This is a genomic window from Streptomyces cinnamoneus, assembly GCF_002939475.1.
GTDB classification, from domain to species: Bacteria; Actinomycetota; Actinomycetes; order Streptomycetales; family Streptomycetaceae; genus Streptomyces; species Streptomyces cinnamoneus_A.
The window spans coordinates 5,207,486-5,221,085 of the sequence record NZ_PKFQ01000001.1 but is presented as its reverse complement, the minus strand read 5'-3'; the positions used below and the strand labels follow the sequence as shown (position 1 = coordinate 5,221,085).

Genomic DNA, 13,600 nt, shown 5'->3' with positions numbered 1-13,600 from the left:
CCGCCCATGGCTCCACGACTTCCGCACCCGGGCAGGCGCCGCGCCGTGCAGACGGGCGCGGTGGCCGCCGCCGTGTTCGCACTGTTGCTGTGGTGGCTGCTGCCACCCGGCGAGAAACCGAAGCCCAGCGGCCGGCTGTGGTTCTCCACGGGGGTGCCGACCGGCGTGTACGCCAAGTACGGCGATCTCCTCAAGGAGGACCTGGCGCAGGACCTGCCGTCGTTGGACGTGCAGCTCACACGCAGCCAGGGCGGCATGGACAACCTGCGGCAGCTCACCGCCGGCAAGGCCGACTTCACCCTGGCGACGGCGGACGCCGTGGCCACCTACCAGCAGGAGCACCGGACGGGGGCGGACCGGCTGCGTGCGTGCGCACGGCTGTACGACGACTACATGCAGTTGGTCGTGCCCAGGGACTCGGCCGTGCGGTCAGCGAGGGACCTCAAGGGGCTGCGGGTGGGGGTCGGGGCGGACGCGTCGGGGGTGCAGCTGATCACGCGGCGGCTGCTGGAGGCGGCCGGGCTCCGCTTCGACTCGGACATCGAGCCGGTGCGCGTCGGCATCGACCGGATGCCGGGACTGCTGGAGAAGGGCCGGCTGGACGCCTTCTTCTGGTCCGGCGGGCTGCCGACCAACGCCGTCCAGTCGCTCGGCCGCCGGCTGCCGATCCGCCTGGTGCAGCTCGGGGACCTGATCGGGCCGCTGCACGCCCTCGGGCCGCAGACGCGCTTCTACCGGGCGGCCACGATGCCGGCGGACGCCTATCCCGAGCAGCGCTCCGGTCAGGTCGTGAAGACGATCGCGGTCGCGAACCTCCTGGTGACGCTGGAGAGCACCGACGCCGGCCTCACCGAGAGCGTCACGCGTACGGTGATCAGAAGCAGGGACCGCATAGGGACCAAGGTGCACGCCGCGCAGAAAGTGGACCTCCGTACGGCGATCTTCACCAACCCGCTGACACTGCACGAGGGTGCGCGCCGCTATTACGTGTCGGTCAAGCCCTAGGGGGTGTCCCCGGCACGTGGCACCGCGATGGTGACCCGCAGGCCGTTGGGCTGGTTCTGCGCGTAGGAGATGGTGGCGCCGCCGGCCGCCAGGAGCGCGCGGGAGATGGACAGGCCCAGGCCCGAGCCCGAGACGTTCTGGTGCCGGCCGCTGCGCCAGAAACGGTCGCCGACGCGGGTGAGCTCCTCCTCGGTGAGTCCCGGGCCGCCGTCGGCGACCGTGATGTGGACGCGGTCGCCGGCCAGGCCGACGGCGACGTCGACCCGGGCGCCCTCGGGCGTGAACTTCAGCGCGTTGTCCACGACGGCGTCCAGGGCGCTGGAGAGGGCGATGGGGTCGGCCCAGCCGGTCACGGCGGACGGGCCGGCGTAGGCGAGCGTGACGCCCTCGCGGTCGGCGACCGGCGACCAGGCGCCCATCCGGTCGGTGACGACCTCGGCTATGTCCGTCAGCTGCGCGTCGCTGGCGGCGTGCTCCGCCAGCGCCAGGTCCAGCAGGTCGTCCAGGACGCGGGCGAGACGCTTGCCCTCCGCGCGCACCGACACGACCTCCCCGTGCCCGTCGGGGAGGTCCAGGGCCAGCAGGTCGATGCGCAGCAGCAGGGCGGCGAGCGGGTTGCGCAGCTGGTGCGAGGCGTCGGCGACGAAGGCCCGCTGCTGTTCGAGGACGTCCTCGACGTTGTCGGCCATCTCGTTGAAGGAGCGCGCCAGGCGGCGCAGCTCCGGCGGCCCGCTGTCGGCCACGACGCGGGAGTTCATGCGGCCCGTCGCGATGTCGTGCGCGGCGACGTCGAGGGTCCGTACGGGCTTGAGCACCCAGCCGGTGAGGCGGAAGGCCGCGCCGACGGCGACCAGCATCGCCGCCGTCTCGCCGGCCGCGAGCACCAGCCAGTCGTGCAGGATCCGCGAGCGCAGCCCCCCGGTGGGCGATTCGGTGACGACGACCGCGACGACGTCGCCGTCGCGGATGACGGGCGAGGCGACGGTGAGCCGGCTGTGCCACCAGGGCCAGACCTGCCGGGGGTCGTGGCTGCGGCGCCCGGCGAGGGCCTCCAGGAACGCCTGCCGGCCCTCGCCGCCGGCGGGCAGCGACCACTGGGCGGGGGCGACGGCCATGGCCTTCTCGTTGCGGTAGAAGATGCCGGCCTTGATGCCGTAGAGGTCCTCGTAGCGGGCCAGTTCGGAGCGCAGCGTGATGAGCCGTTCGTCCGCTTCGTCGGCCGGTTCGAAGGGACGCGAGGTGACGTACTGGGCGAGCGCGGCGAAGCGGGCGGTGTCGTCGATGCGGTCGACCACGACCCGCTGCTGGTGCACGGCGGCCATGCCCGCGGCGAGCGGGAAGCCGAGCGCCAGCAGCACGCCGGCCATGAGGACGATGAGGAGCGGAAGGAGTCGGGTGCGCACGGGCTCGGCCGGCCTCAGACCGGGAGCACGATTTTGTAGCCGACTCCGCGAACCGTCTCGATCAGTGCCGGCAGGCGCAGTTTCGAGCGGAGCGAGGCGATGTGCACCTCCAGCGTGCGCCCCGTCCCCTCCCAACTGGTGCGCCAGACCTCACTGATGATCTGTTCGCGGCGGAAGACGACGCCCGGGCGCTGGGCGAGCAGGGCGAGCAGGTCGAACTCCTTGCGAGTGAGGGGGACGGTGGTGCCGTCCACGAAGACGCGGCGGTTGGGGAGTTCGATGGTCAGCGGGCCGAGGGACAGGGCCTGGGGGGCCGCGGGGTCCTGCGGCTGCCCGGGGGCGCTCTCGGTCTGCGGGGTGCGGCGGGCGACGGCGTGGATGCGGGCGAGCAGCTCGCCCGTGTCGTAGGGCTTGACCACGTAGTCGTCCGCGCCCAGGTTCAGGCCGTGGATCTTCGAGCGGGTGTCGGCCCGGGCGGTGACCATGATGACGGGCGTGGCGGTGCGCTTGCGGATCTTGCCGCAGACCTCGAAGCCGTCCTGGTCGGGCAGGCCGAGGTCGAGCAGGACGACGCTGAAGGGCACGCCTCCGGCCGGCAACAGTGCGTGGAGGGCCTCCTCGCCGCTACGGGCGTGGGTGACGTCGAAGCCGTGCCGGGCCAGCACGGCCGACAGGGCCGCGGCGACGTGATCGTCGTCCTCCACGAGCAGGAGTCTCATCGGCCCCCTCCGGGCAGCGCGTACGGCAACACCGCATCCACGCCGATGGATGCCGGGTGCGTCAAGGGGTTCCTGCCCGCCGGAGGGCTTCTGTTATGCAGCCGGTACGCCCGTACGCCCCTGGCGTCCCGTTGACGCGGAGTGTCCGGTTGACGCTGGATCGTTATGCTCAATTTCAGCTCAGATGTAATGACGCTGGTCGTTGCGGCTCATTAGGGTCCTCCCAACCGAGGAGGACGGAGCGAGGAACGCCGATGAGCGAGGTATCGGTGACCAAGGACGCGGCACCTGCCGCGGACGCACTGGTCGTCCTGGACAAGGTCAACAAGCACTTCGGCGCACTGCATGTGCTCCAGGACATCGACCTGACGATCGCGCGTGGCGAGGTCGTGGTCGTCATCGGGCCCTCCGGGTCCGGCAAGTCGACACTGTGCAGGACGATCAACCGGCTGGAAACGACAGATTCCGGGTCGATCAGCATCGACGGCAAACCGCTGCCCCAGGAAGGCAGGGAGCTGGCGCGGCTGCGCGCCGACGTCGGCATGGTCTTCCAGTCGTTCAACCTCTTCGCGCACAAGACCGTGCTGGAGAACGTGACGCTGGGGCAGGTGAAGGTCCGCAGGAAGGACCGCAAGGAGGCCGAGAAGACGGCCCGTGCCCTGCTCGACCGGGTCGGGGTGGGCGCCCAGGCGGACAAGTACCCGGCACAGCTCTCCGGCGGCCAGCAGCAGCGCGTGGCGATCGCCCGCGCGCTGGCCATGGACCCGAAGGTGATGCTCTTCGACGAGCCGACCTCGGCCCTCGACCCGGAAATGATCAATGAGGTGCTGGAGGTCATGCAGCAGCTCGCCCGGGACGGCATGACGATGGTCGTCGTCACCCACGAGATGGGCTTCGCCCGCTCGGCGGCGAACCGCGTGGTGTTCATGGCGGACGGCCGGATCGTCGAAGAGGCCCGGCCCGACCAGTTCTTCAACAACCCCCGCAGCGACCGGGCGAAGGACTTCCTGTCGAAGATCCTGCACCACTGAGGCGGGCGGGGGCGCGAGGCCCCGCCGCCCTTCCACTCCCCCGCCGTTCCACCGCGCACCACGCCCCGCAGACGCAAAGGATGTCCTTCATGAAGCTCCGCAACACCGCCGCGGCGGCCGCCGTGGTGCTGGCGCTGACCGCCACCGCGACCGCCTGCGGCAAGTCGGGCAGCCCCGACGACAAGAGCGACAAGGCCGACGGCAACTCCTCTGCGCCGGCGGCGCCGACGTACCAGGTGAACACCTCGGCCGACGTCCAGGGCTCGCCCGTCTTCGAGAAGATCAAGGGCAAGAAGATCACGATCGGCACGAAGGCCGACCAGCCCGGGCTGGGCTTCGAGAACCCGGGCAACAAGAAGCGCTCCGGCTTCGACGTGGAGATCGCCCGCATGATCGCGGCCGACCTCGGTTTCGACGAGGCCCACATCGAGTTCAAGACGGTCCCTTCCGAGGCCCGTGAGACGCAGATCGCCAGCGGCGGCGTCGACCTCTACGTCGGCACGTACACGATCAACGACGAGCGGAAGAAGCAGGTCGGCTTCGGCGGCCCGTACTACATCGCCGGCCAGAGCCTGCTGGTGAAGGCGGACAGCGACATCAAGGGCCCGGACGACCTCAAGGGCAAGAAGGTCTGCTCGGCGACCGGCTCCACCCCGCTCAAGCGGATCAAGGAGGAGAAGTACGGCGTCGCGGAGGCCAAGGCGCAGCAGGGCTACCAGCTGTGTGTGCAGGACCTGGTCAACGGCACGGTCGACGCGGTCACCACCGACGACGCGATCCTCAAGGGCTACGCGGCCGAGAACAAGGGCGCTCTGAAGGTCGTCGACAACACCTTCTCCAAGGAGCCGTACGGCGTGGGCCTGCGCAAGGACGACGCGGCGCTGCGCGAGGCGGTCAACAAGGCGATCGAGGCGCACGAGAAGAACGGCGACTGGAAGAAGGCCTACGACGCCACGCTGGGCCGCTCGGGATCCACCGCCCCGACTCCGCCCGCCATCGAGCGCTACTGACCGGCGCGCGCTTCCCGGAGAGTTGACGTGAACGTTCTGTCGGACAACTTCGCGATGTTCCGCGAAGGTTTCCTCGGCACCGTCGAACTAACGGTGCTCAGCGGACTGCTGGCCCTGGTGCTGGGCACCCTCGTCGCGGCGTTCCGCGTCTCTCCGGTGCCCGCCCTGCGAATATTCGGCACCACGTGGGTGACGCTGCTGCGCAACACCCCGCTGGTGCTCCTCTTCCTCGCCGTCACCCTGGGGCTGCCCGCGCTGGGCCTCAAGGGCTGGGACTCCTTCTGGCTCGCCGTGCTGGCCCTGGGGTGCTACACCTCGGCCTTCATCTGCGAGGCCGTCCGGTCCGGCATCAACACCGTGCCGGTGGGCCAGGCGGAGGCCGCCCGCTCCCTCGGGATGACCTTCACCCAGACACTGGGTCAGGTCGTGCTGCCGCAGGCCGCCCGGACGGCGATCCCGCCCATCGGCAGCCTGCTGATCGCCCTCGCCAAGAACACGGCGATCGCCTCCGGCTTCAACGTGAGCGAGCTGGGTTCGGTGCAGAAGACGCTCAACGCGGCGTCGGGCTACAACATCTACGTGATCTTCCTGTGGATCGCGGTCTGCTACATCATCATCACATTCGCGATCAGCGGCCTGTTCCGGCTGCTGGAGAACCGGCTGGCGGTGGCCCGATGAGCGGCAGCGTGCTGTACGACGTCCCCGGCCCCAAGGCACGGGTGCGCAACCGGATCTACGGCGCGCTCTCCACCGTCGCGCTGCTGGGCCTGATCGGCTTCGTCCTCTACCGGCTCGACGACACCGGCCAGTTCCAGGCCGGCCTGTGGGACGACTACGAGTACACCGAGACCCAGCAGCGCATCGTCGACGGACTGGTGACGACGCTCAAGACCTTCGCCATCGCGGCGGTGCTGTCGCTGGTGCTCGGGACCGTGCTGGCCGCCGCACGGCTCTCCGACCACAAGCCCGTCCGCTGGGCGGCCGCCGTGGTGGTGGAGTTCTTCCGCGCCATGCCGCTGCTCATCATGATCTTCCTGCTGTACGCGGCGGTCTTCACCTCCGACCCCATGTGGGCGCTGGTCATCGGGCTGACGCTCTACAACGGCTCGGTGCAGGCGGAGATCTTCCGGTCGGGCATCAACGCCGTGCCCCGGGGGCAGAGCGAGGCCGCGTACGCCATCGGCCTGCGCAAGACGCAGGTGATGACGAGCGTGCTCGTGCCGCAGGCCGTCCGCTCGATGCTGCCGTCGATCATCAGCCAGCTCGTGGTGACCCTGAAGGACACCTCGCTCGGCTTCATCATCCTGTACGAGGAGCTGCTGTTCGTCGGCAAGTCCTTCGCCCAGCAGACGCCACCGGTGAACGGGGTCTACGCGTTCATCCCGATGGTGATCGTCTTCGGCTCGATCTACATCCTGCTGTGCCTGGCGCTGTCCTCCGTCGCCACATGGATCGAACGGCGCACGAAGCGCTCGCGCAAGGGGACTCCGCCGGCGATGCCTCTGAACGGGGCGGCGCTGACGGCCGAGACCACCGCGGGCGGCGCCGGCGCGGACGGCGTGCAGGCGGGCTGACCACACGCCAGGTGACGCCCCGTCGGCCGTGCGCGGCCGACGGGGCGCACGCGTACGGCGCGCCGTGAGGAGACCTCCGATCACTTGACGCACGCTGCGGCAATGGGTTGCATACGTTCTGTGATCGCGCTCCGTTTTCCCCCTGCCAGTCCCCGTACGTCCCGTACGCACCACGCGCACGGTGGGAACGCCGTCGCCGTCCGCTCCGCGTGCCGGGGGGTCGTGCCGTGGACCCGGTGATCGTCGTCGGGGCCGGGCCCGTGGGGCTCACCCTGGCGCTGGCCCTGGCCCGCTACGAGGTCCCGGTCACCGTCCTCGACGAGGCCTCGTACCGGAGCGCGGAGCAGCAGGAGGGGCGCCTGGCCCGCACGGTCGTGCTGCGGCCGGAGACCGCCGCCCTGCTCGAACGGCTCGGGTGCGCCACGACGGAGGGCACCCGCTGGACGGGCTGGCGCACGCTGCACCGCAGGTCGGTGGTGGCCCACGTGCCCTTCGCGGCGCCGGGGGCCGGGGAGGCGCAGCGGAAGCCCGACGAGACGGACGACCACGAGGGCGACGGCGATCCGGGCGCGACACCGGCAGAACCGTCTCCGCTGCACCTGCCCCAGCACGCCCTGACGCGGGAACTGTGCGCGGCGCTCGCCGGCGAGGCGGACGTGCGCATCGTCCGGGACAGCCGGCTGACGATGCTGAAGCAGGACCCCTCCGGCGTCACCGTCCACACCGGCGGCGACAACGGCACGCAGTGGCGGGCCGGTTATCTCGTCGGCTGTGACGGGGCCCGCTCGGTGGTGCGCAAGTTGCTGGGCGCCCGCTTCCCGGGGCGCACCGCCGTGGAACGGCACGCAGTCGCCGCGCTGCGGGCCGAACTGCCCTGGCCCGGCGAGGCCGTGCTGCACCGTTCGCCGCCGCGCGGCGGGGAGGTGACGGCCCGTCCGCTGCCGGGAGGGGTGTGGCGGCTCGACTGGCCGCTGCCGCCGGACGGCGAGCTGGTGACGCCCGACGCCCTGCTGGCCCGGGTGAACGACGCCCTGGGCGTGTGGTGCGGAGAGGTGCCCACGTACGACCTCCTGGACACCGGCGTGCACGCCGTTCACCACCGCCTCGCGCGCCGCTGGCGCAGCGGGCGCGCCTTCCTCGCCGGGGACGCCGCGCATCTGCTGGGGGCGCTGGGCACGCAGGGACTCGACGAAGGGCTGAAGGACGCCGAGAACCTGGCCTGGAAGCTCGCGCTGGCCTGGCACCACGGCGGTTCGGACGCCCTGCTCGACAGTTACCAGGCCGAGCGGCGGGGTGCCGTGGCGGCCCGGCTGCGCGCTGCCGACCGGACCCTGCCGGCGGTGCGCGGCCAGGGCGGCTGGCGCTCGGTGCGGCGCGTGGTCGTGCCGGGCGCCGCGCGCGGCCACGACATGGTGCTGACCGAGGGGCACCTGGGGCGCGGGCTGCTGGGGACGCCTGCGGTGTACGCCCGTACGCCCCTCGTCCCGGCCGCGCCGCCGGCGAGTTCGGTGACGGTCGGTACGGCGATCGGGGAGCAGGTGGCGGACGTGGCCGTGACCGCGCCGGACGGTTCGGACACCCGGCTGCGCGACCGGCTCGGCGGCGACCTGCTCGTGGTGCTCGTCGCGCCGGGCACGGGCGTGTGGGAGCGACGGCACTGGATGGGCGCGGGCCTGATGCCCCGGCTGGCGGCGGCGGTCTCGGCGCTGCCCATGGCGGCGGAACTGCTGGTCACCGAGGGGTATCCGGGGGCGGACGCGCACACCGTGCTCGTGGTGCGGCCGGACGGGCACCTCGTGGCAGCCCTGGCCGGCGTCCGGCCGGCGGAGCTGTACGCGTGCGCGGACGCCGCGCGGGGCGGTGCCGCCGGTGCCGGTGAGGCGGCCGGAGCGAGCGAGGAGGAGGCCACCGCGGCCAGTGAGGCTACGGCCAACCGTTGACCGGCCGTTGGAGCGCATGGTTGACTCCGGAGCGTGACTGACACCGGCTTGCGCTTCTGGCGGAGGGTCCATCTGGACCTCGTCCGCTACGCGGGCTGCGTCTGTCGTCCGTCCTGTTGATCCGCCTTTCCTCCCGCGCGCTGCCGGGCGCTGAGCGCCGCGCGCGCTCCTTCGCGATCACTCAGGACGGTCATCGTGTCTTTCCGCGTACGCACTTCCACGTCCTCCTGCCAGGCATCCCTCGCCCCCCAGAGCGCCCCCTCGGAGGCCGAGCTCCTCGCTTTCGTCCGGCGGACGGCCGCCGACGCCGAACTCGTCGCGGCGCTGCCCCTCGACCCCGAAGGGCGGACCTGGATCCGGCTGGAGGGGCCGGGCGGGAGTGAGGCCTGGCTGATCGGCTGGCCACCGGGGGCCGGCACCGGCTGGCACGACCACGGCGGCTCGCACGGCGCGTTCGCCGCGGCCGCCGGAGGGCTGACCGAGCAGTCGCTGGCGGCGCAACTGCCCACGGAGGGCTGGAAGGTGCTGGAGCTGGCGGACGGCGTCGACCGCGAGCGACGGCTCACCGGCGGCGACGGCCGGGCCTTCGGTCCGCACCATGTGCACCAGGTGTTCAACACCTCCCCCACGGAGCACGCGGTGTCCGTGCACGCCTACTACCCGCCGTTGCCGATGATGCGGCGTTACGGCCGCACGGGGCAGGTGCTGCGGCTGGAGCAGGTGGAGTGGCCGGAGGAGTGGGGATGAGGATCGAGGAACTGCTGACCGCCGCCCGCGCCGGCCTCGACCGGCTGAGCCCGGCAGGGGCCGCCGCCGCGCAGGCCGACGGGGGGCTGCTGGTCGACATCCGCTATGCGGCGCTGCGGGAGCGCGACGGCACGATCCCCGGCGCACTCGTCGTGGAGCGCAACGAGCTGGAGTGGCGGCTGGACCCGGCCTGCGACCACCGGGCGGCGCAGGCCACGAGCCACGGCTTGTGGGTGATCGTGCTCTGCGACGAGGGCTACGCCTCGTCGCTGGCCGCGGTGTCCCTGCACCGCCTGGGACTGCACCGGGCGACGGACGTGGTGGGCGGTTTCCAGGCCTGGCGCGCAGCGGGGCTGCCGGTGCTCTCCCCCGGGGCGGGGGCGGCGGGAGCGGCAGGGCCGGGCCGGGGCGTGCCTTAGGGATCAGCCCGGGCCGTGGCGTATCCGGCGCCGGGGCACATCCCGGCGACGGCGAAGGGGAACCACGGCCCGGACTCATCCCCAGGGCACCCCCCGGGGCATGTCCGGTGGATCTTCGCGGACCAGCGAGCGGCGTCTGGCGCTGGGGGAACCTCCCGGCGGTAGCCGGGGAACGGCAGGGCCCGTGCGCCCCGTCGGACGCCCCTAGCCCTCCGGCAGATACCACTCCAGCAGCTCGGGGTCGTCGCCCTCCTCCTCCAGCGCGCGGCGCACCACGCGCAGGGCGAGGCCCTCGGAGTAGCCCTTGCGGGCCAGCATCCCGGCGAGGCGGCGGATGCGCTTCTCGCGGTCCAGGCCGCGCGTCGAGCGCAGCTTGCGCTCGACCAGCTCCCGGGCCGTGCGCTCCTCTTGCTCGGCGTCCAGCTGGCCGACCGCCTCGTCGATCAGCGTCGCATCCACCCCCTTGGTGCGCAGCTCACGCGCCAAGGCGCGACGGGCCAGCCCGCGGCCGCGGTGCCGGGACTCCACCCACGCGCCGGCGAAGGCGGCGTCGTCGATCAGGCCCACGTCCTCGAACCGGGACAGCACCTCCTCGGCGACCTCGTCGGATATCCCGCGCTTGGCCAGTGCTTCGGCCAGTTGCCGGCGTGTCCGCGGGGATCCGGTGAGCAGGCGCAGGCAGATCGCCCGCGCCTGCTCCTCCGGTGGCGGCGGCGCTCCGTCCCCGGCCCTCGACGGGGACAGGGCACCACCGCCCGTACGGTCGTCCGCACGCGGCTCGCTCGCATCGCGTGGCCCTGGCCCGTCGCCGGGCCACGCCTGGGAACCGGACACGGCGGGCTAGCTCTTGGCCGCGGCCTTGGCGGCCTTCCCGGCGGACTTCGCCGGGGCGGGCACCGACTTGGCGGGCTCGCCCGCGGCGGCACCCGCCGCGTCCGCGCCGGTCTCGCCGGCCGCCTCCTCGGGCTTGACGCCGACGCCCAGCTTCTCCTTGATCTTCTTCTCGATCTCGTTGGCGAGGTCGGGATTGTCCTTGAGGAAGTTGCGGGCGTTCTCCTTGCCCTGGCCCAGCTGGTCGCCCTCGTAGGTGTACCAGGCACCGGCCTTGCGGATGAAGCCGTGCTCCACGCCCATGTCGATCAGGCCACCCTCGCGGCTGATGCCCTGGCCGTAGAGGATGTCGAACTCGGCCTGCTTGAAGGGCGGCGAGACCTTGTTCTTGACGACCTTGACGCGGGTGCGGTTGCCCACCGCCTCCGTGCCGTCCTTGAGGGTCTCGATGCGGCGGATGTCGAGACGCACCGAGGCGTAGAACTTCAGCGCCCGGCCACCGGTCGTGGTCTCCGGCGAGCCGAACATGACGCCGATCTTCTCGCGGAGCTGGTTGATGAAGATCGCGGTGGTCTTGGACTGGTTGAGCGCACTGGTGATCTTGCGCAGCGCCTGGCTCATCAGCCGGGCCTGGAGGCCGACGTGGGAGTCGCCCATCTCGCCCTCGATCTCCGCGCGCGGCACCAGGGCGGCGACGGAGTCGATGACGATCAGGTCGAGGGCGCCGGAGCGGACCAGCATGTCCACGATCTCCAGCGCCTGCTCGCCCGTGTCCGGCTGGGAGAGGATGAGGTTGTCCGTGTCGACGCCCAGGGCTCGGGCGTACTCCGGGTCGAGCGCGTGCTCGGCGTCGACGAAGGCGACCGTGCCGCCCGCCTTCTGCGCGTTGGCCACCGCGTGCAGGGTGAGGGTGGTCTTACCGGAGGACTCCGGTCCGTAGACCTCCACCACGCGGCCGCGCGGCAGGCCGCCGACGCCGAGAGCGACGTCGAGAGCGGTCGACCCGGTGGGGATGACCTCGATCGGCTCGTTCGGCCGGTCGCCCAGGCGCATCACGGCGCCCTTGCCGAATTGCCGTTCAATCTGTGCGAGCGCGGCGTCCAGCGCCTTCTCGCGGTCGGTGCCTGCCATGGGTTCCACCCGGTTTGCTTGAGTCGATCGCTTCACGTCCACGACGCTAACGCCTGCCACTGACAATGCGCCCGGGCGTCGCCCCGGCCTGTGGATAACTCGGCTCCACCGCACCGGGACACCCATAAGAATGGATGTTCGAATTTGCTGTCAAGCGCGCCGCGCCGCCCCTCCGCGCGCCCCGCGTCAGCCCCTTCGCAGAGCCTTGATCAGCCGCGAGAGGAGCGACGGACGGTCCCTGCCGCCCCTGCCGCGTCTGCCGGCCCGGGGCTCGTCCGCGTCGTCCGCGACCTCGTACCGCTTCACGTACACGCCCAGGAACGCCTGGAGCGTCGCGGTCACCGGGATCGCGATCAGCGCGCCCACCGCGCCCAGCAGCGCGGCGCCGGCGACCACCGAGCCGAAGGCGACGGCCGGGTGGATGTCGACGGTCTTGGCGGTGATCCGCGGCTGCAGCAGGTAGTTCTCGAACTGCTGGTAGACCACGACGAAGACCAGCACCCACACCGCGTACCAGGGGTTGACCGTGAAGGCGATCAGCACCGGCAGCGCACCCGCGAGGTAGGTGCCGATGGTCGGGATGAACTGCGACACCAGGCCGACCCAGACCGCCAGCGCCGGGGCGTAGGGCACGCCCAGGATCTCCAGCACGACGTAGTGCGCGATGCCGGAGAACAGCGCCATCAGGGCGCGCGAGTAGATATAGCCGCCGGTCTTGGAGACCGCGAGCTCCCAGGCGCGCAGCACGTCGGCCTGGCGCTGGGGAGGCAGGACCGAGCACAGGGCGCGGCGCAGCCGGGGGCCGTCCGCCGCGAAGTAGAAGGAGAAGAGCGCCACGGTCAGTGCCTGGAAGAGCCCGCCGATGACGGTCGCGGAGACGTCCAGCACCCCGCTGGCGCTGTTGCGCACGTACCTCTGCAGCCAGTCGGAGTGCAGCACGCTCTCCTGGACCTGGACCCGGGAGAAGCGGGTGTGGAACGACCGGTTGACCCAGTTGATCACGGAGTCGAGGTAGGAGGGGAACTCCTGCACCATGGTCTGGATCTGCCCAGCGAGCACCGACCCCATCAGCGTGAAGAAGCCGACGAAGACGGCGGCCACCCCGAGGAAGACCAGCCCCGTCGCCAGCCCCCGGCGCATGCCGCGCGCGGACAGCCGGTCGACGGCCGGCTCGACGGCCAGCGCCAGGAAGAACGCGATCAGAATGTTGATGAAGAGGCCGATGAGCTGGTGGAAGGCCCAGGCGGCCAGTTGGAAGCAGGCGAAGAGGGCGAGCGTCGTCACCACCGCGCGCGGCAGCCAGCGAGGCATGTGCGCGTCGTCGGACCGACGGGATCGTGGACTGTCCGGGGCGGAGTCGTCTGTCGCTGCCACGGGGCAAGTGTGACCTATCCCACGACATGAGGAACGGGCGAGTCCGGCATGTTCCGGCCCCGCCCGCCCGCTGTCCCGGCCCTTGGGGCCGGAGCCCGGATCACCCGTTCGGCCCCGCGCCCGTCCGTCATCGCGGCGGACCGCCGCCCGGTCAGCGACGGTCCTCGGGGACCTCCAGGGCCCTGCACACCGCGCGCCACACGTCCTTGGCGTTCCACCCGGCGTCCAGCGCCTGGTGCACGGTCCTCCCGCCGAGTTCGGACATCACATGATCGCGCGCGAAGGAGTCGGCGTAGGACTCGCCGAAATAGTCCGCCATCCGCTGCCAGAAGACCGTCAACCGCATGGGCCAAGTATCCCGCCCCTGAGAGTGCAGCCGCGCACGAGCCGCTGACCGGGGGCGCCGCGCACCCTAC

Annotated in this window: 15 protein-coding genes; 9 read left to right on the top strand and 6 right to left on the bottom strand. The window is 71.7% G+C overall.

The window, feature by feature from the left end; all coding sequences use genetic code 11:
• The first annotated feature begins 6 nt into the window (after positions 1-6).
• Complete coding sequence (locus tag CYQ11_RS23440) at positions 7-1,005, top strand: TAXI family TRAP transporter solute-binding subunit (RefSeq protein WP_099202283.1); 999 nt, start codon at positions 7-9, stop codon at positions 1,003-1,005.
• On the opposite strand, the gene CYQ11_RS23435 is transcribed toward CYQ11_RS23440, so the two are convergent.
• Together CYQ11_RS23435 and CYQ11_RS23430 are read right to left on the bottom strand one after the other, a co-directional pair.
• On the bottom strand, positions 1,002-2,408 hold the full coding sequence (locus CYQ11_RS23435; protein WP_099202281.1) for a sensor histidine kinase: 1,407 nt from the start codon (positions 2,406-2,408) through the stop codon (positions 1,002-1,004). The two genes, CYQ11_RS23440 and CYQ11_RS23435, sit on opposite strands and share 4 nt — an antisense overlap.
• Positions 2,409-2,422: 14 nt before the next feature.
• The gene (locus tag CYQ11_RS23430) at positions 2,423-3,127 is read right to left on the bottom strand and encodes a response regulator transcription factor (protein WP_099198806.1); all 705 of its coding nucleotides are present in this window, start codon (positions 3,125-3,127) and stop codon (positions 2,423-2,425) included.
• 254 nt (positions 3,128-3,381) lie between these two features.
• Here CYQ11_RS23430 and CYQ11_RS23425 point away from each other — a divergent pair, with 254 nt between their 5' ends.
• From CYQ11_RS23425 to CYQ11_RS23395, 8 genes are all read left to right on the top strand, one after another.
• Positions 3,382-4,158 (top strand): amino acid ABC transporter ATP-binding protein, encoded by a 777-nt coding sequence (locus CYQ11_RS23425; RefSeq protein WP_099202279.1) that lies wholly within the window; start codon positions 3,382-3,384, stop codon positions 4,156-4,158.
• Positions 4,159-4,247: 89 nt separating this feature from the next.
• The gene (locus CYQ11_RS23420) at positions 4,248-5,168 is read left to right on the top strand and encodes a glutamate ABC transporter substrate-binding protein (protein WP_099202277.1); all 921 of its coding nucleotides are present in this window, start codon (positions 4,248-4,250) and stop codon (positions 5,166-5,168) included.
• 27 nt (positions 5,169-5,195) lie between these two features.
• The gene (locus CYQ11_RS23415; protein WP_099202275.1) at positions 5,196-5,846 is read left to right on the top strand and encodes an amino acid ABC transporter permease; all 651 of its coding nucleotides are present in this window, start codon (positions 5,196-5,198) and stop codon (positions 5,844-5,846) included.
• Positions 5,843-6,742, top strand: a complete 900-nt coding sequence (locus CYQ11_RS23410; protein WP_099202273.1) for an amino acid ABC transporter permease — start codon at positions 5,843-5,845, stop codon at positions 6,740-6,742. Before CYQ11_RS23415 ends, CYQ11_RS23410 begins: the two co-directional genes overlap by 4 nt.
• Positions 6,743-6,969: 227 nt before the next feature.
• Positions 6,970-8,682, top strand: a complete 1,713-nt coding sequence (locus CYQ11_RS23405; protein ID WP_099202271.1) for an FAD-dependent monooxygenase — start codon at positions 6,970-6,972, stop codon at positions 8,680-8,682.
• 33 nt (positions 8,683-8,715) lie between these two features.
• Positions 8,716-8,802 (top strand): putative leader peptide, encoded by an 87-nt coding sequence (locus tag CYQ11_RS30915; RefSeq protein WP_364835302.1) that lies wholly within the window; start codon positions 8,716-8,718, stop codon positions 8,800-8,802.
• 75 nt (positions 8,803-8,877) lie between these two features.
• A complete protein-coding gene (locus CYQ11_RS23400) occupies positions 8,878-9,429 on the top strand; it encodes a cupin domain-containing protein (protein ID WP_099202269.1) in 552 nt (183 codons plus the stop codon).
• Positions 9,426-9,848: a rhodanese-like domain-containing protein gene (locus tag CYQ11_RS23395; protein ID WP_099202267.1), complete on the top strand. Its 423-nt coding sequence runs from the start codon at positions 9,426-9,428 to the stop codon at positions 9,846-9,848. The genes CYQ11_RS23400 and CYQ11_RS23395 overlap by 4 nt, the downstream gene beginning before the upstream one ends.
• A gap of 204 nt (positions 9,849-10,052) precedes the next feature.
• Here CYQ11_RS23395 and recX read toward each other — a convergent pair whose 3' ends face one another.
• From recX to CYQ11_RS23375, 4 genes are all read right to left on the bottom strand, one after another.
• Positions 10,053-10,682, bottom strand: coding sequence for a recombination regulator RecX (gene recX / locus CYQ11_RS23390; RefSeq protein WP_099202265.1), 630 nt, complete (start codon positions 10,680-10,682; stop codon positions 10,053-10,055).
• A gap of 6 nt (positions 10,683-10,688) precedes the next feature.
• Complete coding sequence (gene recA / locus CYQ11_RS23385) at positions 10,689-11,810, bottom strand: recombinase RecA (RefSeq protein WP_099202263.1); 1,122 nt, start codon at positions 11,808-11,810, stop codon at positions 10,689-10,691.
• A gap of 186 nt (positions 11,811-11,996) precedes the next feature.
• Entirely contained in the window at positions 11,997-13,184 is a 1,188-nt protein-coding gene (locus CYQ11_RS23380; protein WP_240003672.1) for an AI-2E family transporter, read from the bottom strand.
• Positions 13,185-13,335: 151 nt separating this feature from the next.
• Positions 13,336-13,530 (bottom strand): DUF3046 domain-containing protein, encoded by a 195-nt coding sequence (locus CYQ11_RS23375; protein ID WP_099202259.1) that lies wholly within the window; start codon positions 13,528-13,530, stop codon positions 13,336-13,338.
• Positions 13,531-13,600: the final 70 nt, after the last annotated feature.

Bases quoted from the DNA above. Each gene is read 5' to 3' on its own strand.
- CYQ11_RS23440 (WP_099202283.1), top strand. From the start codon at position 7: ATGGCTCCACGACTTCCGCACCCGGGCAGGCGCCGCGCCGTGCAGACG.
- CYQ11_RS23430 (WP_099198806.1), bottom strand. From the start codon at position 3,127: ATGAGACTCCTGCTCGTGGAGGACGACGATCACGTCGCCGCGGCCCTG.
- CYQ11_RS23425 (WP_099202279.1), top strand. From the start codon at position 3,382: ATGAGCGAGGTATCGGTGACCAAGGACGCGGCACCTGCCGCGGACGCA.
- CYQ11_RS23420 (WP_099202277.1), top strand. From the start codon at position 4,248: ATGAAGCTCCGCAACACCGCCGCGGCGGCCGCCGTGGTGCTGGCGCTG.
- CYQ11_RS23410 (WP_099202273.1), top strand. From the start codon at position 5,843: ATGAGCGGCAGCGTGCTGTACGACGTCCCCGGCCCCAAGGCACGGGTG.
- CYQ11_RS23395 (WP_099202267.1), top strand. From the start codon at position 9,426: ATGAGGATCGAGGAACTGCTGACCGCCGCCCGCGCCGGCCTCGACCGG.
- recA (WP_099202263.1), bottom strand. From the start codon at position 11,810: ATGGCAGGCACCGACCGCGAGAAGGCGCTGGACGCCGCGCTCGCACAG.
- CYQ11_RS23375 (WP_099202259.1), bottom strand. From the start codon at position 13,530: ATGCGGTTGACGGTCTTCTGGCAGCGGATGGCGGACTATTTCGGCGAG.